Source organism: Flavisolibacter ginsengiterrae DSM 18136, from assembly GCF_059568575.1.
The window spans coordinates 1-24803 of the sequence record NZ_JCANTR010000019.1 but is presented as its reverse complement, the minus strand read 5'-3'; the positions used below and the strand labels follow the sequence as shown (position 1 = coordinate 24803).

The 24803-nt window shown below is 42.4% G+C and carries 23 protein-coding genes; 13 read left to right on the top strand and 10 right to left on the bottom strand.

The features are described from left to right. Positions 1–35 precede the first annotated feature (35 nt). The 4 genes from BP74_RS17080 to gyrB all read right to left on the bottom strand — a co-directional run bounded on the left by BP74_RS17080 (position 36) and on the right by gyrB (position 4258). Complete coding sequence (locus BP74_RS17080) at positions 36–242, bottom strand: hypothetical protein (RefSeq protein WP_072834168.1); 207 nt, start codon at positions 240–242, stop codon at positions 36–38. A gap of 115 nt (positions 243–357) precedes the next feature. Next, on the bottom strand, positions 358–930 hold the full coding sequence (locus BP74_RS17075; protein WP_496375893.1) for an acyloxyacyl hydrolase: 573 nt from the start codon (positions 928–930) through the stop codon (positions 358–360). 33 nt (positions 931–963) lie between these two features. Beyond that, complete coding sequence (gene mgrA / locus BP74_RS17070) at positions 964–1959, bottom strand: L-glyceraldehyde 3-phosphate reductase (protein ID WP_496375891.1); 996 nt, start codon at positions 1957–1959, stop codon at positions 964–966. Between the two features lie 178 nt (positions 1960–2137). Further along, positions 2138–4258: a DNA topoisomerase (ATP-hydrolyzing) subunit B gene (gyrB, locus tag BP74_RS17065; RefSeq protein WP_496375889.1), complete on the bottom strand. Its 2121-nt coding sequence runs from the start codon at positions 4256–4258 to the stop codon at positions 2138–2140. A 213-nt stretch (positions 4259–4471) separates the two neighbouring features. On the opposite strand from gyrB, the gene BP74_RS17060 reads away from it, so the two are divergent. Next, positions 4472–5371, top strand: coding sequence for a carbohydrate kinase family protein (locus tag BP74_RS17060; protein WP_496375888.1), 900 nt, complete (start codon positions 4472–4474; stop codon positions 5369–5371). A 14-nt stretch (positions 5372–5385) separates the two neighbouring features. Here the strand turns inward: BP74_RS17060 and lpxD are convergent, their stop codons facing one another. Further along, positions 5386–6447, bottom strand: a complete 1062-nt coding sequence (gene lpxD, locus BP74_RS17055) for a UDP-3-O-(3-hydroxymyristoyl)glucosamine N-acyltransferase (RefSeq protein WP_496375886.1) — start codon at positions 6445–6447, stop codon at positions 5386–5388. Positions 6448–6566: 119 nt separating this feature from the next. Beyond that, positions 6567–7781: an HD domain-containing protein gene (locus tag BP74_RS17050; protein WP_496375884.1), complete on the bottom strand. Its 1215-nt coding sequence runs from the start codon at positions 7779–7781 to the stop codon at positions 6567–6569. Positions 7782–7975: 194 nt separating this feature from the next. On the opposite strand from BP74_RS17050, the gene porX reads away from it, so the two are divergent. From porX to BP74_RS17030, 4 genes are read left to right on the top strand one after another with little or no spacing between them, the layout of a single operon-like run. Continuing rightward, positions 7976–9532 carry a T9SS response regulator signal transducer PorX gene (gene porX / locus BP74_RS17045; RefSeq protein ID WP_496375882.1) on the top strand — a complete coding sequence of 519 codons (1557 nt, stop codon included), beginning with the start codon at positions 7976–7978 and terminating at the stop codon, positions 9530–9532. 52 nt (positions 9533–9584) lie between these two features. Further along, the gene (locus tag BP74_RS17040) at positions 9585–9887 is read left to right on the top strand and encodes a hypothetical protein (protein ID WP_496375880.1); all 303 of its coding nucleotides are present in this window, start codon (positions 9585–9587) and stop codon (positions 9885–9887) included. Positions 9888–9919: 32 nt separating this feature from the next. Further along, positions 9920–10699 carry an MBL fold metallo-hydrolase gene (locus BP74_RS17035; RefSeq protein ID WP_496375878.1) on the top strand — a complete coding sequence of 260 codons (780 nt, stop codon included), beginning with the start codon at positions 9920–9922 and terminating at the stop codon, positions 10697–10699. A 59-nt stretch (positions 10700–10758) separates the two neighbouring features. Next, positions 10759–11901 carry an acyl-CoA dehydrogenase family protein gene (locus BP74_RS17030; RefSeq protein ID WP_496375876.1) on the top strand — a complete coding sequence of 381 codons (1143 nt, stop codon included), beginning with the start codon at positions 10759–10761 and terminating at the stop codon, positions 11899–11901. 48 nt (positions 11902–11949) lie between these two features. On the opposite strand, the gene BP74_RS17025 is transcribed toward BP74_RS17030, so the two are convergent. Then, positions 11950–13776: an ABC transporter ATP-binding protein gene (locus BP74_RS17025; protein WP_496375874.1), complete on the bottom strand. Its 1827-nt coding sequence runs from the start codon at positions 13774–13776 to the stop codon at positions 11950–11952. A gap of 91 nt (positions 13777–13867) precedes the next feature. Here BP74_RS17025 and BP74_RS17020 point away from each other — a divergent pair, with 91 nt between their 5' ends. Genes BP74_RS17020 through BP74_RS17010 form a run of 3 tightly spaced genes read left to right on the top strand, consistent with a single transcriptional unit; the run spans position 13868 to position 16380 of the window. Then, complete coding sequence (locus BP74_RS17020; protein ID WP_496375872.1) at positions 13868–14710, top strand: glycosyltransferase family 2 protein; 843 nt, start codon at positions 13868–13870, stop codon at positions 14708–14710. Between the two features lie 3 nt (positions 14711–14713). Then, positions 14714–15109 carry a 30S ribosome-binding factor RbfA gene (gene rbfA / locus BP74_RS17015; RefSeq protein WP_496375870.1) on the top strand — a complete coding sequence of 132 codons (396 nt, stop codon included), beginning with the start codon at positions 14714–14716 and terminating at the stop codon, positions 15107–15109. A 47-nt stretch (positions 15110–15156) separates the two neighbouring features. Next, positions 15157–16380, top strand: coding sequence for an FtsX-like permease family protein (locus tag BP74_RS17010; protein WP_496375868.1), 1224 nt, complete (start codon positions 15157–15159; stop codon positions 16378–16380). A 20-nt stretch (positions 16381–16400) separates the two neighbouring features. Here BP74_RS17010 and BP74_RS17005 read toward each other — a convergent pair whose 3' ends face one another. Next, the gene (locus tag BP74_RS17005; protein WP_496375866.1) at positions 16401–17237 is read right to left on the bottom strand and encodes a transketolase; all 837 of its coding nucleotides are present in this window, start codon (positions 17235–17237) and stop codon (positions 16401–16403) included. 185 nt (positions 17238–17422) lie between these two features. Between BP74_RS17005 and BP74_RS17000 the strand changes: the two genes are divergently transcribed. Then, positions 17423–18553, top strand: a complete 1131-nt coding sequence (locus BP74_RS17000) for a glycosyltransferase family 4 protein (RefSeq protein WP_496375864.1) — start codon at positions 17423–17425, stop codon at positions 18551–18553. Positions 18554–18614: 61 nt separating this feature from the next. Next, positions 18615–19181, top strand: a complete 567-nt coding sequence (gene frr / locus BP74_RS16995; protein ID WP_496375862.1) for a ribosome recycling factor — start codon at positions 18615–18617, stop codon at positions 19179–19181. A gap of 57 nt (positions 19182–19238) precedes the next feature. On the opposite strand, the gene BP74_RS16990 is transcribed toward frr, so the two are convergent. Next, positions 19239–20105: a DMT family transporter gene (locus BP74_RS16990; RefSeq protein WP_496375860.1), complete on the bottom strand. Its 867-nt coding sequence runs from the start codon at positions 20103–20105 to the stop codon at positions 19239–19241. 94 nt (positions 20106–20199) lie between these two features. Here BP74_RS16990 and BP74_RS16985 point away from each other — a divergent pair, with 94 nt between their 5' ends. The 3 genes from BP74_RS16985 to BP74_RS16975 all read left to right on the top strand — a co-directional run bounded on the left by BP74_RS16985 (position 20200) and on the right by BP74_RS16975 (position 22234). Next, entirely contained in the window at positions 20200–20949 is a 750-nt protein-coding gene (locus tag BP74_RS16985) for a PPK2 family polyphosphate kinase (RefSeq protein WP_496375858.1), read from the top strand. 44 nt (positions 20950–20993) lie between these two features. After that, positions 20994–21371 carry a large conductance mechanosensitive channel protein MscL gene (gene mscL / locus BP74_RS16980; RefSeq protein ID WP_496375856.1) on the top strand — a complete coding sequence of 126 codons (378 nt, stop codon included), beginning with the start codon at positions 20994–20996 and terminating at the stop codon, positions 21369–21371. Positions 21372–21454: 83 nt separating this feature from the next. Beyond that, entirely contained in the window at positions 21455–22234 is a 780-nt protein-coding gene (locus BP74_RS16975) for a segregation and condensation protein A (RefSeq protein WP_496375854.1), read from the top strand. A gap of 217 nt (positions 22235–22451) precedes the next feature. Here BP74_RS16975 and dxs read toward each other — a convergent pair whose 3' ends face one another. Continuing rightward, a complete protein-coding gene (dxs, locus tag BP74_RS16970; RefSeq protein WP_496375852.1) occupies positions 22452–24380 on the bottom strand; it encodes a 1-deoxy-D-xylulose-5-phosphate synthase in 1929 nt (642 codons plus the stop codon). Between the last annotated feature and the right edge of the window lie 423 nt (positions 24381–24803).

Below are 24803 nucleotides of genomic sequence, written 5' to 3'. Positions count from 1 at the left end.
AGATCCTGGCAGCTTTTTTTATATCGTAAGGTCAATTATTCCCAGCCTTGTTTTGCTACACCAGCTTTGATAGCAGCCATCGCCTTTGCCTCATTACATAATGTGGTGAGTTTGTTTCCTTTGCCATCGTGACCCTGCACCATGTATGCGCCTTTAGCCGTTTTAGTGATCACTGCATCCTGGATAGGTACACCCTTTTCTTTGGTCTTTACGTTATAAGCTGTGAGTTGCACATCAGACATATGATTAAGTTTTTTGGTTAGTAATGTTTAAATCTACGTTTTTTCGGCAAATTGAAGGCCAAAAATGTCCCGGTAAACAGATGAGCCTGTTAGAAATTTTATGAAATTTCAGATTCTATTTTATTTTGGATAGTCCCACCATTACATTTAGGGTATTTACCCCTGAATTAGGCAATTTAAGCCCTGCATTAGATATATGTCGGACCCGAAACTGGAAATTCAGGAATAAGGGTCTTTCCTTCTTTAATTGTTTAAAGAATCCAATGGCCAGGTTATCTGAGAAAATAAAACCCCTGGCCTGTCTTGGGAGGTCTGCGGTAATATAATGAGGACCTGACCCCAGCATTTGATACAGTAAGAATCCGGGAGAAATATGTTCATAATAACGTAACCCTATATTGGATCCAAATTCAATGTCTAATGGTCGGACAGTAGCAACCAGGTTAAACTGTGGTTCAAGGTATAAAGCAAGAAAATTCTTTTTTCTTTGCTTCCCAAATTGCCAGGAAAAATCTCCTGCAAGGAAAATAGGATTATACTTCGTTTCTATATTAATCTGGTGTCCATAACCTGTAATGGCTCCTGCCGATTTAAATCTCTGAGTACTATCCTGCGCTATTGCTGTACCACATATAATGAGTAATACACTAATGACCTGAAGTTCTCTAAAGCCAAAATAATTCTTCATTTCCTGCTTTCCTGTTTGATAAAATGCGCAAACTTATTTTAAAATCTCTTCAATTTGCACCAATTCATCTGCAGAGAAATCAGGGTTCTTAATGCAATGTATCGAATCAATAACCTGGCTTGGTTTACTTGCTCCTATAATTACAGATGTGATCCTTTTATCTTTCAGCACCCAAGAAAGCGCCATTTGGGCAAGAGACTGTCCTCTATCCCTGGCCATCGTGTTCAGCCGCTCAACTTTTTGTAAGGTGGAAGGCGTTATGGCCTCTACTTCCAATGCTCCATTACCTCTGGCGCTGGCAGCCCTGGAATCGACCGGAATTCCCTTTAAATATTTATCTGTAAGAAGTCCCTGGGCCAGGGAGGAAAATGTAATACAGCCTACCCCATTTTTATCCAACACATCCAATAATTTGTCCTCCACCCATCTTTCCAACATGGAATATTTAGGCTGGTGTATTAGCAGTGGAGTGCCAAGGAAGTTCAGTATATCAATCGCTTTTTGAGTTTCTTCAGCAGCATAACTTGAGATGCCAATATATAATGCCTTTCCCTGCCTAACCATAAGGTCCAATGTCTTCATGGTCTCTTCCAATGGAGTGGAAGGATCCGGTCGATGGTGGTAAAAAATATCAACATACTCAAGACCCATACGTTTAAGGCTTTGATCAAGGCTGGCCATCAAATATTTTTTTGATCCCCAGTCACCATAAGGGCCCGCCCACATAGGCCATCCGGCCTTAGACGAAATGATCAATTCATCCCTGTAAGACAATAGGTCTCTTGAAAGTATCTTACCAAAAGTGACTTCAGCGCCTCCCGGGGGTGGTCCATAATTGTTGGCAAGGTCAAAATGTGTAATACCATTATCGAAAGCGGTATGAACAATTTCCCTGCATTTTTCAAAATCATCAATCTCTCCGAAGTTGTGCCAAAGACCCAATGATAGGGCTGGAAGCATCAAACCACTATTGCCGCAACGCCTGTATTGCATTTCATTATACCTGTCTGGATCAGGGGTATAGTTCATATTGAAGAATTATTCTCTAAAATTAACTGAAACTGATAAAGCAGTTTATTCTTTAATGGAAATTGAATGAGAATCGCCTTTTGATCATGGTAGGCTTAGACTAAGGAATGTTTAATATTATTCATAAATAAAGCCCGGAGGTTATCCGGGCTTATTACTATTAAAATGTGTTGAATGATTATACATCAATTCTTGCATACTTCGCATGGCTTTCTATAAACTCACGACGTGGAGCTACTTCATCTCCCATCAGCATGCTGAATATGCGGTCTGCTTCTGCGGCGCTTTCAATTGTTACCTGCTTTAATGTGCGGGTGCCTGGATTCATGGTCGTTTCCCATAATTGTTCTGAGTTCATTTCTCCAAGACCTTTGTAACGTTGAATGTTCACAGCGCCTTCATTCCCACCGCCCAGTTTTTCAACCAGCAGTTTGCGTTGTTCTTCATTATAAGCGTAAGCCTGTTCTTTACCTTTCTTTACCAGGTATAAAGGTGGCTGGGCAATAAATACGTATCCCTGTTCGACCATCTCTTTCATATAACGGTAGATGAAGGTCAGGATAAGAGTGGCAATGTGACTTCCATCCACATCAGCATCCGTCATAATGATCAATTTATGATAACGAAGCTTAGCCAGGTTCAATGCCTTCGGATCTTCGGGTGTACCCACGGTTACTCCAAGGGCTGTATACATATTTCGTATTTCCTCATTCTCGTAGATCTTGTGCTCCATTGCTTTCTCCACGTTCAGGATCTTACCACGCAAGGGAAGAATAGCCTGGAAACTCCTGTCACGGCCTTGTTTTGCCGTACCACCTGCCGAATCACCCTCAACCAGGTAAAGTTCGCAACGTTCAGGATCCCTGTCAGAACAGTCAGCCAGTTTACCAGGCAATCCACCTCCGCTTAAAACGGATTTACGCTGTACCATTTCCCTGGCTTTTTTAGCTGCAGCTCTTGCCTGCGCAGCTAATATCACCTTCTGAATAATATTCTTAGCTTCTCTAGGATTTTCTTCCAGGTAGGCTTCAATGACCTTGGAAACTGTTGTATCGACAATACCCATGACCTCATTGTTGCCAAGCTTTGTTTTCGTTTGTCCTTCAAACTGGGGTTCAGGAACTTTTACAGAAATAACAGCGCTTAATCCTTCGCGGAAGTCATCCCCTTCAATAGTAACCTTAGCCTTTTCGAACATGCCATTCTTATCGCCATAGCTTTTAAACACCCTGGTCAAAGAACGCCTGAAGCCAGCTACGTGGGTACCCCCCTCAATGGTATTGATATTATTTACATAAGAATAAATATGCTCATTATAGCTGGTATTGTAGGTCATAGCCACTTCAACCGCTACATTATTTTTCTCATCCCTGCCTTCTACAAAAAGGGGCTTGGGTAAAAGGCTTTGCCTACCGGCATTGGCATCCAGCATTTCCACAAATTCTACTATACCCCCTTCACTGTAAAAAGTTTTGGAATAGGTTAACCCGCTTTCGTCATCCTTTTCCCGAAGATCATTTAAGGTAATGCTCAGGCCTTTGTTCAAAAAGCTTAGCTCACGTAGGCGGCTTTCAAGGATGTCTTTGATGTATAGCGAAGTAATGAAAATCGTATCATCAGGCCAGAAATGAACTTTTGTTCCTCTCTTCTCAGATTCACCTATCTCCCTAACCGTATATTGAGGGACACCAATACGATATTCCTGTTCGAATATTTTCCCTTCACGAAATACTGTAACATGAAGTTTTTTACTCAATGCATTCACGCAACTCACACCCACACCGTGAAGGCCACCTGACACCTTATAGGAATCCTTATCAAATTTTCCACCGGCATGCAATACGGTCATTACTACTTCCAATGCAGATCTTCCTTCCTTGGTATTGATACCTGTTGGGATACCACGACCATCATCTTCAACGGATACTGAATTATCCTCATGAATGGTGACAAGGATGTTTTTACAATGTCCTGCCAGGGCTTCATCAATTGAGTTATCTACGACCTCGTAAACAAGGTGGTGTAAACCTTTAACTCCAATATCGCCAATATACATGGCAGGGCGCTTACGAACGGCTTCCAGGCCTTCTAATACCTGGATGGAATCGGCGCCATAAGAGGGCATTACTGTAGGTGTGGAAGTACTTACAACTGAATCTAAAATATCACTCATTTCAAGCTTAAATTTAAGCACCGGGGATGGTGCAGGTCCATTCTTGCAAATGTATCGAAAAAGGCCCTCATAACCAATGGAAAAGACGTTAAAAACCAGCTTTTTCCCATGGTTTCTGGTTTTCATTTTTAAGCAACCAAAAATCAATATGAACCTTGCTGCTGCGTTCTTTGTTTTTTCATTAAATTCATTGTGAATAGGGTAGGGTGATAAAGTAATTGAGAGGCCTCGATTAAATATTTTTTTGATTTTAAAAAGGCTTTTTTGATGTGCAAAACTTCCACTTTTTACCTCAGATAAAATGCTTGCATCCTTAAAGTTCAACTTAAATAATCAACCATGAAACAAAAACCTGAAGTAGTATGTTTCGGCGAAGTGTTGTGGGACGTTTTGCCAACGGGAGCTTTACCCGGAGGTGCTCCTATGAATGTTGCGTATCACCTTCAAAAGTTAGGAGTTAATACTGCAATGATCTCGAGGGTTGGTAAGGATGACCGGGGGGAACAGCTGAAAAATATTTTACGCCAAAACGGGATTTCCCTGGAATATGTTCAGGCCGATGAGCAGCATGAAACAGGGGTTGTCAATGCTACTTTCAGGCCTAATAACGAGGTTTTGTATGATATTGTTTTCCCCGTGGCCTGGGATTTTATTGAATGGAATGCTTCCATGCAAACTCTTGTGGAAGAATCAACCGTATTTGTTTATGGTAGCCTGGCTGCCCGGAATGAAACATCCAGGAAAACGCTTTTTAAGCTGAGGGAAGCGGCTCATAAAAGAGTATTGGATATTAACCTTCGTCCCCCTCATTTCAATACGGAACTGCTAGATGACCTGTTGAGGAATGCAGACATAGTAAAGTTAAATGACCATGAATTGGATTTTATTACCCAGTCGCATCATTCCCTTTCCATGATCGATGATAAGATCAGGTTTTTACAGGATAAATTCTCCATACCTGTTGTTATAGTAACAAGGGGCGGTAATGGAGCCATTCTTTGCAATGATGGAGAACTATTGAATCATGGAGGATTTAAGGTTACAGTGTGTGATACGGTTGGAAGCGGGGATGCTTTTTTGGCGGCCTTTATTTATAAATCTCTTAAAGGTGCCAGGCCAGATGAACAACTGCAATATGCTAATGCCGTGGGTGCCTTTATAGCTTCAAAACAAGGAGCTTGCCCGGAATACGGGCCGGAACAAATTGAAGAATGGATTAATGGCATTATGGTTCCCTGAGAAAGTTTTAGCAACTACCTGGCAACCCCATTCATCTTTTCAGCCATTAGCTGCCGTACTATTTTTTCAAGTTCGTAGATGCGCTTTTCCATTTCCGGCAGATTGCGGAAAATCGCCTGGCTCCTTAAAACGCTGCTATAGTCAGCCGCCGGAGATCCTGTAACAGTACCATATGGTTCTTTCATCGATTTGCTAACGCCGCTTTGGGCATTAATACGTGAACCATCAGCAATCTGGATATGGCCAACTATTCCTGCCTGTCCCCCGATCATAACATTTTTTCCAACCTTGGTTGATCCGGATATACCTACCTGTGCTGCGATTACTGTACTTTCCCCAACTTCAACATTGTGGGCTATCTGGATAAGATTATCCAGTTTGGCGCCTGCTTTAATACAGGTAGAGCCCATGGTAGCCCTGTCAATGGTGGTATTGGCACCTATTTCAACATCTTTTTCAACCAGTACATTCCCGATCTGTGGTACTTTTTTGAAGGATCCATCTGCCTGGGGCGCAAAACCAAATCCATCACTGCCAATAACTGTCCCTGCATGGAGTATCACCCGGTTTTGCAAAACACAATCATGGTAGATCTTTACCCCGGGGTGAATAAGGCAATCGTCCCCTATCTGAACATTATCCCCTAAGAAGGAATTGGGGAAGATCTTTGTATTTTTTCCTACCCTTACATTTTCGCCTATATATGAGAAGGCGCCCACGAAAACATCTTCTTCAAGTTTGGCCGAAGGAGAGATATAGCATGGTTGCTGAATTCCCTTCATTTTTTGTGTAGCCATTTCCTGGTATTTTCCCAGCAATTGAGCGAAACCTGTGTATGCATCCGGTACCCTGATCAGGGTTGGTTTTACAGGGTCTCTTAGCTCATAGTTCTCATTTACGATTGCAATAGACGCATTGGTTGAATAAAGGAAATCCTCGTATTTGGGATTGGCTAAAAAAGTAAGCTGCCCTTCCTGTGCTTCTTCTATTTTTCCAAATGAAGAAACAGTCACTTCGGCATTCCCCTCAATTCTTCCGTTCAGTAATATAGAGATCTGGGCGGCTGTAAACTGCATAGATTAAAAGTAAAAGTTCAAATTGGTTGTTCAAAGTTCAAAGTTCCGGGCATCAATAACACAAAAACGCTTTATTAATTGTTTTCTGTAAATATTTTAAACTTTTAACTTTTGTCCGCTCAGCGGAAATAGCAAAGGTAATATTTTTTGACAGGGGAGGATACTTGTTGATGGATCAGGGCATTATCCACCTTTGATATATCCGAGATGGTCCCGTCCTTGTAAAGAATCTTAATATGTTCATCGTCCGGGTTATAGGTAGTGTTCACCGCTTCACCGGTAAAAATGAAGTTTGAGGCTTCTTCCAGGGATATTTTTAACCTTTCGGCAAGGTCGGTCCGTAAGGCTTCCACCAACAGGTCGTCAAAAGGGTCTGACTGTAATTTGATCTTTATCAGTTTCCGGTCCACCAATCCCTTGCACAACCGGCCCAGCACAGGGTCAAAATGACCACACCAGTTTTTAAGTGTGCACATAACATCTGTGTCATCCAACTGGGTAAATCTTTCCAGGTGCTTGATAAAATTGCCATCAGGCTGGTGCTCTTTCAAAAAGAAATTTAGGTTTGTGGAAGCAGTTTGCAATTCTATTCCGCTGGCTATAAGTTCATTGGCCCGATCCACTATCTTAACCAGCATTTTTTCTGCTGCTACAACAGTCTTGTGCAGGTAAACCTGCCAGTACATAAGTCTTCTTGAAACCAGGAATTTCTCAACCGTATAAATAGCCTTTTCCTCTATCATCAATTCGCCTTCATGAACAGTGAGCATTTTTAATATTCTATCATAGCCGATAGCGCCCTCAATAACGCCGGTGAAAAAAGAATCACGGGTTAAATAATCCATCCTGTCTACATCCAGCTGGCCAGAAACCAGTTGGTGAAGAAACTGTTTGGGGTAGGTGCCACTGAAGATCTCAATAGCCATGGCCAGTTTGCCATTGAATTGTTCATTTAATAATTGCAATATCAGGGAGGAGATATCTTCATGGTGCACACCCTTGATGAGCTTTCTTTCCAGTGCGTGTGAGTAGGGGCCATGGCCAATATCATGGAGCAGGATGGCTATTTTGGCGCCTTGTTCTTCCTCTTTTGATATTTCTACCCCTTTATTGCGTAGTTCCGTTAAAGCCAGGCCCATTAGATGGTAGGCTCCCAGGGAATGGTGCAGGCGGGTATGAACTGCACCGGGATAGACCAGGGAAGCAAAGGCCATTTGGTGTATTCTCCGCAAACGCTGGTAGTAAGGATGGGAAATGATCTCAAATATCAGTGGATCATCTATAGTAATAAATCCGTAAACAGGGTCATTAATTATCTTCCGTACATATGCCATGAGAAACTGCTTTGTTAATAATTCCCCGCTTTAAAATTACATGCCTGTAGGGTTGTGTAAATTTGTTAGCTTGTAATGATTTTCACCGCAAAGTACGTAATGACGTAAAGGTTGTGCAAAGTTTCTTCAGGCACTTTGAGCACAACTAACTGGGGTGGTCGTTTTTGATTTACCAATTAAATAATAGGATTTACATGAGCCAGGCAAAAATTCTGTGGGTTGACGATGAAATAGAAAGTTTACAATCGCAAAAGATATTTCTGGAAAACAAGGGCTACCAGGTGCAAACCCTTACTAATGGCTTTGATGCCATTGATTATATAAAGGAAAATGTTGTTGATGTAGTATTGATCGATGAATCCATGCCCGGTATAACCGGCCTGGAAACCCTGGCCAAGATCAAGGAAGTGAATGCCCAGATACCCGTGGTGCTTATAACCAAGAACGAAACCGAGAACCTTATGAATGAGGCTATTGGCAGCCAGATATCTGACTACCTGATCAAACCGGTGAATCCTAACCAGGTATGGCTTTCCCTGAAAAAGATCATTGACAACCGAAGATTAGTAGCTGAAAAAACAACCACGGCCTACCAGCAGCAGTTTCGGAATTTGTTTATGGCCCTGAATAGCAGCCCTGACTTTAATGAATGGATGGGGATCTATAAAGAGTTGGTGCATTGGGAACTCAGTCTTCAACGCAGTGATAGTCCCGAAATGCAGGAAGTATTCCTGACACAGAAAAATGAGGCGAATACTGAATTCTTTAAATTCATTTCCCGTAATTACCTGTCGTGGATCAAAGAAAAAGGGGGAAGTAAGCCTGTGATGTCACATACCCTGATCCGTGAAAAGGTTTTGCCTGCAGTGGAAAAGGGCGTATCTACTTTTTTTGTGCTGATAGATAACCTTCGTTTCGACCAGTGGCGCACCATTATGCCCATTTTCCTGGAAAGCTTCAGGCTGGTGGAGGAAGATACTTTCTATAGCATTTTGCCAACAGCTACTCATTACGCCCGTAATGCCATATTCGCGGGTATGCTACCTATTGATATTGAAAAGAAATTTCCCCAGCAATGGAAAAACGATGATGAGGAAGGCGGTAAAAATTTAAGTGAGGAGGAATTCTTCAAGGCTCAATTGAAATCAATGGGAGAGGAGCAGCTCAGGACTTCGTATACAAAAGTCCTCAACAACCAGGCTGGCCTGGACCTTGTCAATAATGTCCATAACTTATTGTCAAATGATCTGAACGTGATCGTTTACAATTTTGTTGATATGCTCTCTCATGCCCGAACAGAAATGGAAGTGCTGAAAGAACTGGCGGGTGATGAAGTAAGTTACCGAAGTATTACAGCTTCCTGGTTTGAACACTCCCCGCTGCACCAGGCATTAAAGAAGATCGCTGATAAAAATGTAAAGATCATCCTGGCCACAGACCATGGCAGTGTGCGGGTGAAAACACCTGTTAAAGTGATTGGTGATAAGCAAACAACCACTAACCTGCGGTACAAACATGGACGCAATCTTAATTATGACCCAAAGGAAGTGTTGGCTTTCCGTGAACCCAAAGATGGTGGCCTTCCATCACCAACCATCAATTCTTCCTACATTTTTGCCGGGGAGGATGTTTTCCTTTGCTATCCCAATAATTACAACCATTATGTCAATTATTACCGGAATACATTTCAGCATGGTGGAATCAGCCTGGAGGAGATGATCGTCCCGGTCATTCATATGGTGAGTAAATAGCTGGTTTTCGTAGATGTAAGGATTAACTTTTAGTTTTTACTTTTGCCTTTCCATGAAATATACACAGAATACACTCGATAAGATTGAAAAGGTGATCGAAGAAATGGGCTACATCATCCGTTATGAAAGAGGCACCTTTCAAAGCGGGTTTTGCATTCTGGAAGATAGAAAGGTGGTTGTCCTGAATAAATTCCTGCAACTGGAAGGTCGTATCAACACACTTATTGAGCTCATTCCACAATTGAAGATCGATGCAGGTGCACTATCCCCTGAAAGCAGGAAGGTATTTGATGATATTATGGGTCGTTACCATGCAGGAAAAGGAGAGGAAGAAAATTTAAGCAATAATCAATAGCGGATTGAAGATGAATCTGTAAACACTGTCCTGTGCAACATTGTCCCCCTTTAAAAATAACATTTCTTGGCACCGGAACCAGTAGCGGAGTTCCAATGATAGCCTGCGATTGCGAGGTATGTTCTTCCCCCGCAAAAGAAGACAAGCGGCTTCGAAGCAGTATCCTGGTGCAGTCAGCACGTACAACCATCGTAGTGGATACGACACCCGATTTCAGGATCCAGATGCTAAGGGAAAATATTAAAACACTGGATGCCGTTCTGTTTACTCACCCTCATAAAGACCATATTGCGGGACTGGATGATGTAAGGGCGTATAATTTTTTCCAGGAACAGGCCATGCAGGTCTATGCCAACCAGATGACCATTGATGCCCTCATGCGGGAATTTGCCTATGCATTTGCAGATAAAAAGTATCCCGGTGTTCCCAACCTTGAATTGAACACCATTGATATGGAGCCTTTTACTATAGGTGATATTCCTATTACACCCGTGTTGGTATGGCACCTGAAAATGCCTGTATACGGATTTCGCTTTGGGAAGTTTACCTATATCACGGATGCCAATATGATCGAGGAAGCTGAAATGGAAAAGATCTGGGGTAGTGAAGTGCTGGTATTAAATGCACTTAGAAAAGAAAAACATATCTCACATTATAATCTCAATGAGGCAGTTGAAATGGTTGACAAACTTCAAATTCCTAAAGGGTATTTTACCCATATTTCCCACCAGTTGGGGCGTCATGCAGAGGTAGAGTTCCTTTTGCCTGAAAACAGGCACCTTGCTTATGATGGATTGGTCATTCATGTCTGATGCAGCTTTTATCATACCAACTATTCGATTACATTTGTCACCCTTAACACGATTGCTACATGAATTTTGAACCCGACGAAATAACACTCCAGGTGGCCCATACGGCCCGCGACTTTGCCCGCCAACACATTAAGCCGCATGTGATGGAATGGGATGAAAGCCAGGAATTTCCCATACAGTTATTTAAACAATTAGGCCAGTTGGGAATGATGGGTGTATTGGTGCCGGAACAATACGGAGGCGCAGGCCTTTCCTATTTTGAATACAAAACCATTATTGAAGAAATAGCTAAAGTGGATGGCTCCATTGGTTTAAGTGTAGCTGCCCACAATTCCTTATGCACAGGTCATATCCTTTTGTTTGCCAATGAAAAACAAAAGCAACATTACCTGCCAAAACTTGCGACTGGTGAATGGCTGGGAGCCTGGGGCTTAACAGAGCCTAATACCGGTAGCGATGCAGGAAATATGAAATGCACTGCAGTGAAAGATGGGGATAACTGGATCTTAAATGGCACTAAAAACTGGATCACTCATGGACGCAGTGGTGATGTTGCCGTGGTTATCTGTCGCACAGGCGAACCACGGGAAAAGAATAATGCTACCGCATTTGTTGTGGATAGAGGAACAGCCGGATTCAGTGGAGGAAAAAAAGAAAATAAGCTGGGCATGCGTGCCTCTGAAACTGCTGAAATGATCTTCGAAAATTGCGTTATTCCCGATGCCAACCGATTGGGAGAAGTTGGGGAAGGATTCAAGCAGGCCATGAAGGTCCTGGATGGCGGAAGGATATCCATAGCCTCCCTTTCGCTGGGAATAGCCAAAGGGGCATTTGAGGCTGCAGTTCAATATGCGCAGGAGCGCCAACAGTTTGACAAACCTATTGCTTCATTCCAGGGCATCTCATTCAAATTGGCTGACATGGCCACTGAGATCAAGGCTGCAGAACTGTTGACGCTGAAAGCCTGTGACCTGAAGAACAGACATGAGCCAGTGACTGAAGTGGCTGCAATGGCTAAGTATTATGCCAGTGAAGTAGCAGTGAAAGTCTCCAATGATGCCGTACAGGTGTTTGGAGGTTATGGTTATACAAAAGATTTTCCGGTAGAGAAATTTTACAGGGATTCTAAATTGTGTACCATTGGAGAAGGTACCAGTGAAATACAAAAACTTGTCATTTCGAGGGAAGTATTGAAAGCCTGAGTAATCAATAATATTTGGAGCCCTGGCGTATCCATCGCCAGGGTTTATTTATTTTACTTCCTGCATCTGCACCAACTTATGGTAATAACCTTTTTTCTCTAAAAGCTGTTCATGCGTTCCCCTTTCCACTATAACCCCCTTTTGCAACACGATGATCTCGTCGGCATGCCTGATCGTGGAGAGCCTGTGAGCGATAACAATTGAAGTACGGTTCTCCATCATTTTATTGATGGCATCCTGCACCAGCCTTTCACTTTCTGTATCCAACGCTGATGTTGCTTCATCCATTATCAGTATAGGTGCGTTTTTGTAAATGGCCCGTGCAATGGTAAGTCGTTGCCGCTGACCACCGCTTAACCGCATTCCCCTGTCACCGATCATAGTATCGTAGCCTTCTTCCAGTTCAGCAATAAAATTATGTGCATTGGCGGCCTTTGCTGCAGCAATAGCTAAATCTCTGTCTGCTATCGTATTCCCAAAAGTGATATTGTTAAGTACGGAATCATTAAAAAGGATGGCTTCCTGAGACACAATGGCCATTAGTGACCGCAGGTCATGAACCTTAAAATCCCTGAGGTCCGTATCATCTAAAAGTATGGAACCTTCAGTAACATCATAAAAACGGGGGATCAGGTCAGCCAGCGTGGATTTGCCGGCACCACTTTCACCCACCAAGGCAATCATTTTTCCCTTTGGAATGGAAAGGTCAATATGGTGCAAAACATTCTCCTGCATATAGGAAAACCCCACATTTTTTAAATGAATGGCACTGTTGAATGCATGCACAGGTAAGGCATTTTCTTTCTCCTGGATCTTTTGTGGTTCGTCCAAAATGTTCAATACCCGCTCACCCGCCACAAGCCCTCTTTGCAGGTTAGTGATAGCAACAGAAATGTTTTTTACAGGATTAATGATCTGGTAATAAAAACCGATATAGGCAATGAATGCCGATGCAGTCATATTACTTCTTCCTTCCAATATCAGGTAACCGCCATAAATAATGATCACAACGATCACAGTCACTCCAAGAAATTCAGATAATGGGGAAGCAAGTTCCCTCTGGTTGGTAATAGATTTGGTGGTACGCGCCAGCTTGTTGCTTTCTACCAGGAATTTCCTGTTTATAAAATTTTCAGCATTAAATGCTTTAATGATACGGATCCCACTGATAGTCTCTTCAGAAAGGTTCAATATGGTACCAAACAGGCTTTGTCCCAGGTGGGATTTCTTTCTCAACCTTTTAGATATGGATGATATGATCAGGCCTGAAACAGGGAAAAAAACCAGCGTAAAAAATGTAAGTTGAGGAGACAGGTAAAACAGGAAGGCAAATGTGGCTATCACTACAAGGGGGTCGCGGAAAAGTGTCTGTATAGCGCTCACCACAGTTGTTTCTATCTCACCCACATCATTACTAATGATGGACAGTAGGTTCCCTTTTTTCTGGGTATGAAAAAACTGTAGTGATTGTGTGCTGTAACGATGAAAAAGGTCTTCCCTGATCCGTTTCACCAGGTTTACCCGCATCCTGGTCAATACTTTCTGGCTTAAGAACCCAAAAAGGTTTTTAAGAAAAACGAATAAAAGCATGACTGCGCATACATAAGCCAGGACACTGATCTTGCTGGTGGTTTGAATGTAGTAATTCAGGTTATAATAAAATGCTGCCTTAAAATACTCCGCTGATAAATGGAAGGGAGGCAGGGAAGTCACCACTACCTGCTTCCTGGTTTCAAATAATACATCTAGCAAGGGAATGATGAGTGCAAAATTGAGAAGGCCGAAAATGATGTAAAAGAAAATATAAATACAATATTCAGGGATATAGTGTCTATAGGGTTTGGAAAATTGTAAGAGCCGGAAGAAAATTTTCATGAAAGCTGTGCTGTTATTAATTATATACTTTTGCAAAATACGTGAAAAACCTGCTGTGCTGGCTCAAAGCGTGTTAATATAAATAAATGGAATGCCCCTGATCAGTATCATTACCGCCATACATAATGGCTTAGCATTTAACCAGCTCTTTTTCGAATCACTCTCAAAATACACTGTACACCCATATGAGTTAATCATAGTAGATAATGCCTCTACTGATGGCAGTCGTGAGTATTTCCAGGATGCTGGAGCCATTGTTATTTGCAATGAAGTAAATTACTCCTATCCTTATTGCCAGAACCAGGGCATCTCTGCGGCCAGGGGAGATTACCTGTTCTTTTTAAACAATGACCTGATTTTATCTCCCAAATGGGATTCGATATTGATTGAAGTTTCTGAGCGCCACCAGGTGGATGTTCTTTCAGCCTCAGGTATTGAGAACCTGGGTAATAAAAAGGATACACAGAAAATAGACAGGAAATGGAAGCGCACAAAGAATCCATTAATGGCTTTTGGCTTTGGAAGGAGGAACCTGGCCTTTATGCACAGGCTGATGTATGGCAACTGGGAAAAATTTTGTGCTTCAAGGTTTCAGAGGTATCATTGGGATATTGTGGAAGGCATTGTTGGCAATAATGTCATGATCACCAGGCATGGCCTGAACCTTGTAGGTCTTTGGGATGAACGTATGCAGGAAGCCGATTTTGACCTGTTCATGCGCACAAAGACCAGGGCGCAAACCCACAAGGATATCAAACCTTGCCAGATAGCCCTTGGTGCCTTTATTCATCATTATGGCAAGATGACCTTAAAATATGCTGTTAAACGCAAGCCATTTGCCGATCAGCAAAATCTTATCAGCTTATATGATAAGTGGACAAAACAGCAGATCGACGAATTGCATCCCGATAACAGTACCATTAGAAAAAGATAAGTTATGCAGGAAAATAAAAGACAGAAGCAGATTGGCGGATTGATCAATGAAGAATTGGCGACCATCTTCCAGCATCTTGGTTTGAATATCATTGATGGTGGAATGGTATCCATATCATCAGTTAAAATAACCCCGGACCTGTTAGAAGCCAGGGTTTACCTGAGTATTTTTAACGCAAAGGATAATAAAGCGGCGCTTAAGAAGATCGAGGACAGGGCCTGGGAAGTAAAAAAAGAACTGGCAGCGCGTGTTAAACACCAACTCCGCCGGATTCCTGAAATGAAATATTTCCTTGACGACACCCTTGATCATGTTTTCAAAATGGAAGAATTATTCAAGCAGATCAAGAAAGAGGAAGGTGATAAACCTGAAGGGGATAATCAACCAACCAAAGAATAATCAATATTTCAACAACTGAAAAGACAACCTCAAAACCTCCCAAAGCAGTGAATTTTCTTTTTGCCTGGAGATATTTTAAAGCAAAGAAAACTACCAATGCCATCAATGTTATCTCATGGATAAGCATCCTGGCCATTGTGATCGGCACTGCTTCCCTTATCCTTGTGCTAAGTGTTTTCAATGGTTTTGAGGGGCTGGTAAAATCATTGTATTCCTCTTTTTACCCGGATCTGAAAATTTCTCCTGCTTCTGGAAAAGAAATGGTGTTGACACTTGAGCAACTTCAAAAATTAAGATCGGTCAAGGGTGTACGGAATGTCTCCCTGGTAGTGGAAGAAAAAGCCCTTTTAAAAAACGGTGATTACCAATCTATCATAAGCTTAAAGGGGGTAGATGATAATTATACAGCCGTCACGAATATCCGGGACCAGATCGTAAAAGGAGATTTTAATACAGGAACAGCTGATGATGCCTTACTGGTATTAGGTGCTGGCATTGAAAGTGCTGTAGGCGTGCAGACAGACAGGAACCTGGTACCCCTGGCCATTTACCTGCCCCGGAAGGGCGAGGTCAGTTTGTCCGACCCTTTCAAATCATTAAGTGTTGATACTATCAATACTTCCGGAACTTTTTTGATCCAGCAGGATTTTGATAATAAATATGGATTGACCAACCTGGCCTTTGTAAAAAAAATGCTGGGCATGGGGCCTGACACTTATGGAGGAGCCGAAGTGTCCATTAACAATAATTTGAATGCGGACGGCATCCAGGATGCTGTAAAAAAACTTCTTGGTAAAGAGTATGTGGTTCAGAATCGCTATGAGCAAAATGCCAGCTTGTTTTCTGTGATGCAGGTAGAAAAATGGATGATTTATGCCATACTTTCTCTTATCCTGGTGGTGGCAGCTTTTAATATGATCGGTGCGCTGACCATGCTGGTGCTTGAAAAAAAGCAGGATATCAGTGTGTTACATGCGCTGGGAGCCGACCGTTCCTTTATACAGCGTATTTTTCTTACCAGTGGATTATTGCTGGCTTTTTTAGGTGGGGGAGCCGGCATGTTGTTAGCCTTCCTGATTGGTACAGCACAAACGAAATATCACCTGGTACCACTGGAGGGTAATACCTTCATGGTCAATTATTTTCCTGTAAAAATGGTATATACCGATTTTATCCTGGTAAGTGTAACCGTAATTGTGATCGCCTTGATTGCCTCATATATCCCTGCCAGGAAAGCTGCTTCCCAGCAGTTCATTTTAAGAAGTGAATAAATTCACCCCATTACTATTGTTTAATAGTCCCCTAAAGTTTCAGGTAATTGGGCAAGAGCGGTCTTTAATTGTTCGTCATTAGGAGCAACGCCATGCCAGTTGTGGTCGTTTTCCATAAAGTCAACGCCTTTACCCATTATGGTTTTCATAATAATCGCAATGGGTTTGCCCTTTCCCGTCAATGACCTGGCTTCCTCCAAAGTTTTTACCACATCATCCATATTATTACCATCCATTTCCAGGGTGTGCCAGCCAAAAGCTTCAAATTTCTGTTTAATGTCCCCAAGGTCATTCACTTTATATGTTGGCCCGTCTATCTGTTGTCCATTCCAGTCAATGGCAGAAATCAGGTTATCAACATGATGGTTAGGGGCAAACATGATGGCTTCCCAGTTTTGACCTTCCTGTAATTCGCCATCACCATGCAAAGAATATACGATGGTCTGTTCATTATTCAATTTCTTTGTCAGGGCGGCTCCAATGGCCACACTCATTCCCTGGCCCAGGGATCCCGAAGCTATGCGCACTCCAGGTAAACCTTCATGCGTGGTGGGATGTCCCTGTAGCCTTGAATCGAGCTTACGGAAAGTAGCCAGTTCAGCCACATTGAAATAGCCGGATCTTGCCAGGACCGAATAAAATACCGGGGAGATATGCCCGTTGGACAAAATAAATACATCCTGCTCACGTGCATCCATATCAAAAACTTTAGGGTCATGCTTCATTTCTTTAAAATACAGTGCTGTAAGAAAATCAGCGCAACCCAGTGACCCACCAGGGTGACCGCTGTTGGCACCATGTACCATTCTTAATATATCTCTCCTTACTTGTGAAGCTGTTTCAACTAGACTTGGCATAAAAATTTATAACTTATTGTCCTGGTTACCAGGTATGCTGGCAATCCGAGTTGCAAATGTGCAACCTTTTTATTAAAAACTGTTTTGCTTAACTCATTACCTTTGACATCCCTATACCAGGATTCACATAAAAATTGTGGGGCTTAACTGATGGAACCTATATTTACACACCTAAACCCTGCTGAATGCTAAATGTGCTATTGACAGGAGTTGTTTCTTTCATGATCACCTTCGTAGCGTTACCTGCTATAATCAGGGTAGCAGACGAAAAAAAATTGTTCGATCTGCCAGATGAAAGAAAACTCCACACTAAAACCATAGCATCCCTTGGAGGCGTTGGCATTTTCCTGGGTTTCTTTATTTCCACCCTTTTACTGATCTCAAATAAGGACAATATTCCTTTTCAATATTTTTTTGCCTCTGCGCTGGTGATCTTTTTCCTGGGCCTGAAGGACGACATTCTTATTATTTCAGCCACTAAAAAGTTCCTGGGCCAATTGCTTGCAACCTCTATTCTTGTTCACCTGGCACATATCCGAATTGATAGCATGCATGGCTTCCTGGGAGTATACCAATTGCCTGAAATGGCAAGTATTTTCCTTTCCTACGCTACTATCATAGTTATAATCAATGCATTTAACCTGATTGATGGGGTGGACGGATTGGCGGCATGCCTGGGAGTAGTTTCTACAACGGTGTTTGGCATTTATTTCTTTATGGCAGGACTAATAGCCTATTCCATGCTTTCTTTTGCCATGACTGCCAGCCTGTTAGCATTTTTGTATTTCAACTATCACCCGGCCAGGATCTTTATGGGCGATTCAGGTTCCCTGCTCCTCGGGATGGTAAACGCAATCCTGGTGATCAAATTTATCAGCGCTGCAGATGCCAAGGGTGTTATATTACCGCTGACATCATCTGTAGCTATTGGATTTTCCATATTGATCGTACCCCTGCTCGATACGCTAAGGGTTTTCAGCATACGTATTTTTAATGGTCGTTCTCCCTTTTCCCCGGACCGGAACCATATTCACCACTTATTGCTCGATAGGGGGCTCAATCACAGTAGTGTAACTCTTTCCTGCGTAGGATTGAATATAGCTTTTATAGCTTTGGCCTTCCTGGGTCGTTCCATGGGCTCCACTTTGTTACTCGCCGCCATGATTACTGGCTGGTTTGCATTGATCGGGGCATTGATCTACGTATGGAAGACCAAGCCGCAATTAGTGTTGGTACAAACTGGTACTGATCATAAACCACAGATTTCTTCCAAGGTGGTTTCCATAACAAATGAGGCTGCCGTGGCCAGGCAATAGTTCAAAGAGTTGATCAAAAATCTCTATCCTTTATTAGATTTGCGCTACAAAATTGAAAGGAATGTCAGCAGAAGAAGTGTCGTTAACGCTTGAAGTAGCCGAAGACTCGATGAAAAAGGCTATTAGTCACCTGGAAGCAGAATTAGGAAAGATCCGTGCAGGTAAGGCCAATCCCCAAATGCTGGAGGGGATTGTGGTGGATTACTATGGTTCTCCTACTCCTATTGGCCAGGTTGGTAATATCAGTGTCCTGGATGCCCGCACATTAACCATTCAGCCCTGGGAAAAGAATATGCTTCAGCCCATTGAAAGAGCAATCATTAACTCCAACATAGGCATTAATCCCCAGAACGATGGTGTGATCATCCGTCTCTTTCTTCCTCCTCTTACAGAAGAACGCCGCAGGGAACTGGTAAAAAGAAGCATGGGTGAAGGCGAACATTCGAGGATAGCTATTCGTAACATCCGTCGTGATGCCATCGAAAGCATTAAAAAAGCCCAGAAGAATGGCCTGAGCGAGGATGCTGCTAAAGATGCTGAGGCAGACATCCAGGTAGTTACAGATAAATATATTGCCCTGGTAGATAAACACCTGGCAACGAAAGAAAAAGAAATAATGGTGGTCTGAATTATTGAAAGGCCTGCAGTTTTAATGTTCCTCACAGCTAATTATAAACTGTAGGCCCTATTTATTGGCCAGGTATACTCCCCCAAGGATGATTCCCAGGCAACCTACCTGTATCAAAGTAACATTTTCATGATCAAGGATGCCCCAAAGTATGGAGACTATTGGAATGGCATAAGTGACCAACGAGGCAAATAATCCCCCGGCATTTTTTATTAATCCATAGAACAATACCGTAGCAACAGCACTTCCAACCACGCCCAATAAAACCGATGCTGCAATGGACCATTGTGCGCCTTCATCAAATCGGGCAATGACAAATACATTTTGCTGCCAGGCAATGATGCCTGCTGGTATTGAAAGAATGGCCAGGGAAACAGTGGCCATTTTCAATGGATCTACTTCTTTCAGGTAATGGCTCACTATGTTCACATTTAATCCGTAAAAGAAAGTAGCAAGCAGTATCAGTAATGTATAGCCTAAATTAACCGCACTAACCGATCCTTTAGAAATACTTAAGATCAATAGTCCTATAAATCCTATTAATACACCTGCTATCTTTCGGTTGGGCATTTTGGCCTTAAAGAACAGTATTCCGATGATGATCACAAAAAGCGGTGTGAGCGAGTTCAATATGCCTTCCATTGAACTTTCAATATGCTCTATCGCAATGGCAAAGAGAAAGGCAGGGAAGAAATTGCCCAATAAACCGGAAGTTATTACAAGGGGTAATTTTTGCCTGGGAATCTTTGAAATATGAAATACTGCAAACGGTATAAAGACAAAACCTGCTGAAAAGATTCTTAATGCACCTATTTGAATGCCGGTAAGGTTTTCAGACCCTTTTTTCATTAAAATGAAGGAACTGCCCCAGATCAACGAAAGCAGGACGAAGATTCCCCAGCTCCTTAATTTTTGTGTGGTCATAATTCTAATTGGCTCATTCTCCTGAAACAAGCATGCGGAGAATGAGTTTGCAAAAGTGCAGAAGGATTACATTTGAATACAATAAATATTTTTCATGAGCCGGTTAACAGACATAAGTACTAAAGCGCCTAAAGATCTTGATAAAGAAAAGATAAAGGGAGAAACTGCCAAACTCATTAAGCGCTTTGATGAACTGCAAAACTTGTTGTATGCTGAAAGCAAACATGCTGTATTGGTAATACTGCAGGGCCTGGATGCCAGTGGTAAGGATGGTGTGGTCAGTAAAGTATTTGGCCAATTGAACCCACAGGGTGTACAGGTGAAATCTTATAAGGTTCCTTCGGAAGAGGAATTAAAGCATGATTTCCTTTGGCGTATCCATAGGAATGCACCCGAAAAGGGGATGATCCAGATATTTAACCGGAGCCAGTATGAAGATGTGCTCGTCACCCGTGTTCATGGCTGGTGCGATGATGAAACGGCTTTCAAACGCTTTGATGCCATTAATAATTTTGAGCAATTGCTCACTGTTCATAATAATACCCTGGTATTTAAATTTTACCTGCACATATCTCCTGAAGAGCAACAGGAAAGATTTAAGGAAAGAATGGAAGATCCACGCAAACAATGGAAATACAATAAAAGGGATTTTGAAGAAGCCGCAATGTGGGAGAAATACATGAATGCCTATGAAGATGTTTTTCAGAATTGTAATGTTATTCCATGGACCATTGTCCCTGCAGATCAGAACTGGTACAAGGAATATGTTATAGCCAAAGAAGTGGTAGAGGCTTTAACCAGGCTGGATATGAAATATCCACAAATCCAGGAGGAAGTCAAATAAACTATCCAATTACCTTAAATTAGCTAAACAAAAAACTAACTATTATGGGATTTGCAAAAGAATTCAGGGAATTTGCACTTAAAGGCAATGTTATAGACCTTGCCATTGCAGTAATCATAGGTGCTGCATTTGGTGCTATAGTTTCGTCACTGGTAGATGATGTGATCACACCGCTTCTTTTAACTCCTGCTTTAAAAGCTGCCCATGCTGAGGACCTGGACAAGCTCACCTGGGGCGCTGTTAAATACGGCAAGTTCCTGGCTGCAGTCATAAAGTTTTTGTTGGTAGCCATGGTTTTATTCCTGATTATCCAGGGAATCAATAAAATGAAGCGTAAGAAAGAAGAAGTTGCCCCTGCACCTCCGGAATATTCCCTGCAGGAAAAACTCTTAATGGAGATCAGGGATTCATTGAGGAAATAACTATACCTGGTCCTGATTGGGCTATAAATCGTATTTTTGACGAGTCCCGTTTATTAACGGGACTTTTCTTTTAAATATTGACCGTGAGTACTTACCAGATAAAGCTAGACCAGTTCGAAGGCCCTTTTGACCTCCTCCTTTTCTTCATTGAAAGGGATGAACTGGATATTTATAATATTCCCATCACAAAGATCATTAATGACTTCCTGGATTTTATTCATTCACAGGAGTCCCTGAATATTGAGCTCTCCAGTGAGTTCATCCTTTTCATATCCACACTGATGCGCATTAAGGCTAAAATGTTGCTGCCTAGGAAGGAAATAGATGCACAGGGCAACGAGATCGACCCCAGGCAGGAACTGGTGGATAAGATCCTGGAGTATAAAAAATATAAGGAAGTATCCGCACGCATGGCCGAAATGGAAGCCGACAGGATGCTGATGATCAAAAGGGGCAATATTCAAAAGGAACTTTCTTCAATAGGTGAAGAAGCCAGCGAAGGAACCGAAGTACAAACCATTACCATGTTCAAGCTGATGAAGGCCTTTGAGCGGGTGATGCAACGCTACCACGACCGGTTCAATAAACCAATGCATACTGTCGTGCGTTACAATTATTCTATCGAACAAAGCAAGACTGACCTGATATCCAAAGCTCAAAGTGAAAGAACACTTTCTTTTGAAAGAGTTTTTGATGCCATTGAGAACAGGGTACAGGCCATTTTCATATTTCTATCCATGCTGGAACTGGTGCAGGGAAAGTTTCTGCGCATCATGATTGGTGAAGGCAAGAATAATTTCATTATTGAGTACAACGAAGCAGAAGAGGGTCTTACTGATGAAGAGCATATGAGACTGTTGTAGTTGGCAAAGGTATAGGGTTGACAGGTTAACAGGTTGAAAAGGAAGAAAGGCAAAAAGAAAAATTTGCCTTAGATCAATAAAACTCCTAAGCTATAAAATTAAACACCATAGAAAGATTGGTAACATTTAATTGTAGTCTTTTACCTAAATAATTGGTCTCTGACCTAAAACAAACTGGAATCTAACAGGTATGTTTTAAGGAACCAGAAACAAAAAACTATAAACTATAAACAGTCGATGTTTCTTTGACCAGATCTCTAACCGCGTCTGCTATGCCCTGTGCGTCATAGCCACATTCGCGATGCAGGTCTTTCAATGTGCCATGTTCAACAACCCGGTCTGGGATACCCAATATTTTCAGGTCGTTCTTATAACCATGCTCAGTGATAAATTCAGCGACAGCGCTTCCAAAACCACCAACAATAGTTCCATCTTCAACGGTAATAATTTTCGAATAACCCTGTAGTGCCTCATGCAATAATTCTTCATCCAGTGGCTTAGCAAAGCGCATGTCAAAATGCGCCGGGGTAATACCATCATGGCGTAGATCACGGATAGCAGCTGCTGCAAAATTACCTGGATGCCCAATGGTGAGGATAGCAATGTCTTTTCCATCCCTTAATTTCCTTCCCTTACCTATCTGTATTTCCTCGAACGGTTTCTTCCATTCCGGCATTACACCTTCACCACGCGGATATCTGATAACGAAAGGAAGTTTTGTACTATCCAGTTGTGCCGTGTACATCAGGTTGCGCAACTCCTGCTCGTTCATTGGAGCAGAGATGATCATATTGGGAATGCACCTGAAATAGGCAATGTCGTAGGCCCCATGATGCGTAGGCCCGTCTTCACCAACCAATCCGCCACGGTCCAGGCAAAAGACCACTGGCAGTTTTTGAATGGCGACATCATGAACCACCTGGTCAAAGGCCCTTTGCATAAAGGAGGAGTATATGTTGCAGAAAACCTTCATCCCCTGTGTAGCCATGCCGGCACTCAGCGTAACGGCGTGTTGTTCGCAGATACCCACATCAAAAGCCCTGTCAGGCATTTTCTCCATCATGAATTTAAGGGAAGAGCCTGAAGGCATGGCGGGTGTGATACCAAATATTTTTTTATTCTGTTCCGCCAGTTCAATTATGGAATATCCAAAGACATCCTGGTATTTGGGAGGCTGTGGAATATCATATTTCTTTTTAAAGATCTCACCGGTGATCTTATCGAAAAGGCCTGGTGCATGCCATTTGGTCTGGTCCTTTTCAGCCAGGGCATACCCTTTTCCTTTTACGGTGATAATGTGAAGCAACTTAGGCCCTGGTATGCTACGCAGATCTTTTAGTGTATCAACCAGTTTCGTGATATTGTGGCCATCTATTGGGCCAAAATACCTGAAGTTGAGGGCTTCAAACAGGTTGCTGCTTCGTGTCACCATTCCCTTAATGCCGGCTTCCAGCTTGCTGGCCATATCCCGGGTAAAACGTTTGCCCACCGGCAGCTTGCCCAGCAGGTTCCAGACATCATCCCTAAGTTTATTATAAGTTGGGGAGGTAGTTATATCAGTCAGGTATTCTTTTAAAGCGCCCACATTTGGGTCAATGCTCATGCAGTTATCATTGAGTATCACCAGCATGTCAGCATCAGTGACTCCCGCATGGTTCAGTGCCTCAAAGGCCATCCCAGCCGTCATGGAACCATCACCAATAATGGCTACCGATTTGCGGTCGGTTTCACCCTTATACTTTGCTGCCATGGCCATGCCTAGAGCAGCAGAAATGGAAGTGGAGGAATGTCCTACTCCAAATGTATCATATTCACTTTCCGATCTTTTAGGAAAGCCGCTCAGCCCTTTGTATTTCCTGTTGCTGATGAAATTATCTCTTCTGCCTGTTAGTATTTTATGACCATAGGCCTGGTGACCCACATCCCATACCAGTTGGTCGTAAGGCGTATTATAGATATAGTGGAGGGCTACACTGAGTTCCACCACGCCAAGGCTGGCTGCAAAATGTCCTCCATGCACACTGACCACGTCAACAATGAATTGACGCAATTCATCACACACCTGGTGTAATTGCTCCTTGGGAACCTTTTTCAGGTCCTCAGGCGAATTGATCGTTTGTAAAAGCGGTCCGGCAGGTATTTGCATTAAGGATGTTTAAAGCTGTAAAAATATTTACTTTTTTGCCAAAAGATGGCATCCTTCAAAAGGTTAACAAAACCGGAGTCATATGGTTGGATATACGAAACAAATCTATTCCCGGTGTTTGGGGTATGACTTGAAGCAGGTAAGGGTATGAAATAAGTCAAAAGCCGAAGACTTAAATGTAAAAAATGGACACCAATGGATGATTCAGCCTTAAATAAGCAAATATCTTAAATGACGATAAGTCTGAAGGGGATCAAATCCTGACATCTCACAACAATAACCCATACATAAGCCAAGGATAAGCCGAGGATATCCCGACCCTTATAGAGGTAGTGTTTAGATAACTGTGTAAAGGGATAGGGAGGCACAGCAGTTGGAAGATGAGGATTACCTCTGCTGCTGTTGCCGGACGATATTGGTTAA

Coding starts and splice junctions, on each gene's coding strand:
- BP74_RS16985 (WP_496375858.1), top strand. CDS start 20,200: ATGAGCCGGTTAACAGACATAAGTACTAAAGCGCCTAAAGATCTTGAT.
- BP74_RS17075 (WP_496375893.1), bottom strand. CDS start 930: ATGAAGAATTATTTTGGCTTTAGAGAACTTCAGGTCATTAGTGTATTA.
- gyrB (WP_496375889.1), bottom strand. CDS start 4,258: ATGAAAACCAGAAACCATGGGAAAAAGCTGGTTTTTAACGTCTTTTCC.
- porX (WP_496375882.1), top strand. CDS start 7,976: ATGAGCCAGGCAAAAATTCTGTGGGTTGACGATGAAATAGAAAGTTTA.
- lpxD (WP_496375886.1), bottom strand. CDS start 6,447: ATGCAGTTTACAGCCGCCCAGATCTCTATATTACTGAACGGAAGAATT.
- BP74_RS16990 (WP_496375860.1), bottom strand. CDS start 20,105: ATGACCACACAAAAATTAAGGAGCTGGGGAATCTTCGTCCTGCTTTCG.
- BP74_RS17025 (WP_496375874.1), bottom strand. CDS start 13,776: ATGAAAATTTTCTTCCGGCTCTTACAATTTTCCAAACCCTATAGACAC.
- BP74_RS17040 (WP_496375880.1), top strand. CDS start 9,585: ATGAAATATACACAGAATACACTCGATAAGATTGAAAAGGTGATCGAA.
- rbfA (WP_496375870.1), top strand. CDS start 14,714: ATGCAGGAAAATAAAAGACAGAAGCAGATTGGCGGATTGATCAATGAA.
- BP74_RS17060 (WP_496375888.1), top strand. CDS start 4,472: ATGAAACAAAAACCTGAAGTAGTATGTTTCGGCGAAGTGTTGTGGGAC.
- BP74_RS17020 (WP_496375872.1), top strand. CDS start 13,868: ATGCCCCTGATCAGTATCATTACCGCCATACATAATGGCTTAGCATTT.
- frr (WP_496375862.1), top strand. CDS start 18,615: ATGTCAGCAGAAGAAGTGTCGTTAACGCTTGAAGTAGCCGAAGACTCG.
- mgrA (WP_496375891.1), bottom strand. CDS start 1,959: ATGAACTATACCCCTGATCCAGACAGGTATAATGAAATGCAATACAGG.
- BP74_RS17000 (WP_496375864.1), top strand. CDS start 17,423: ATGCTAAATGTGCTATTGACAGGAGTTGTTTCTTTCATGATCACCTTC.
- mscL (WP_496375856.1), top strand. CDS start 20,994: ATGGGATTTGCAAAAGAATTCAGGGAATTTGCACTTAAAGGCAATGTT.
- dxs (WP_496375852.1), bottom strand. CDS start 24,380: ATGCAAATACCTGCCGGACCGCTTTTACAAACGATCAATTCGCCTGAG.
- BP74_RS17080 (WP_072834168.1), bottom strand. CDS start 242: ATGTCTGATGTGCAACTCACAGCTTATAACGTAAAGACCAAAGAAAAG.
- BP74_RS17005 (WP_496375866.1), bottom strand. CDS start 17,237: ATGCCAAGTCTAGTTGAAACAGCTTCACAAGTAAGGAGAGATATATTA.
- BP74_RS17030 (WP_496375876.1), top strand. CDS start 10,759: ATGAATTTTGAACCCGACGAAATAACACTCCAGGTGGCCCATACGGCC.
- BP74_RS17050 (WP_496375884.1), bottom strand. CDS start 7,781: ATGGCATATGTACGGAAGATAATTAATGACCCTGTTTACGGATTTATT.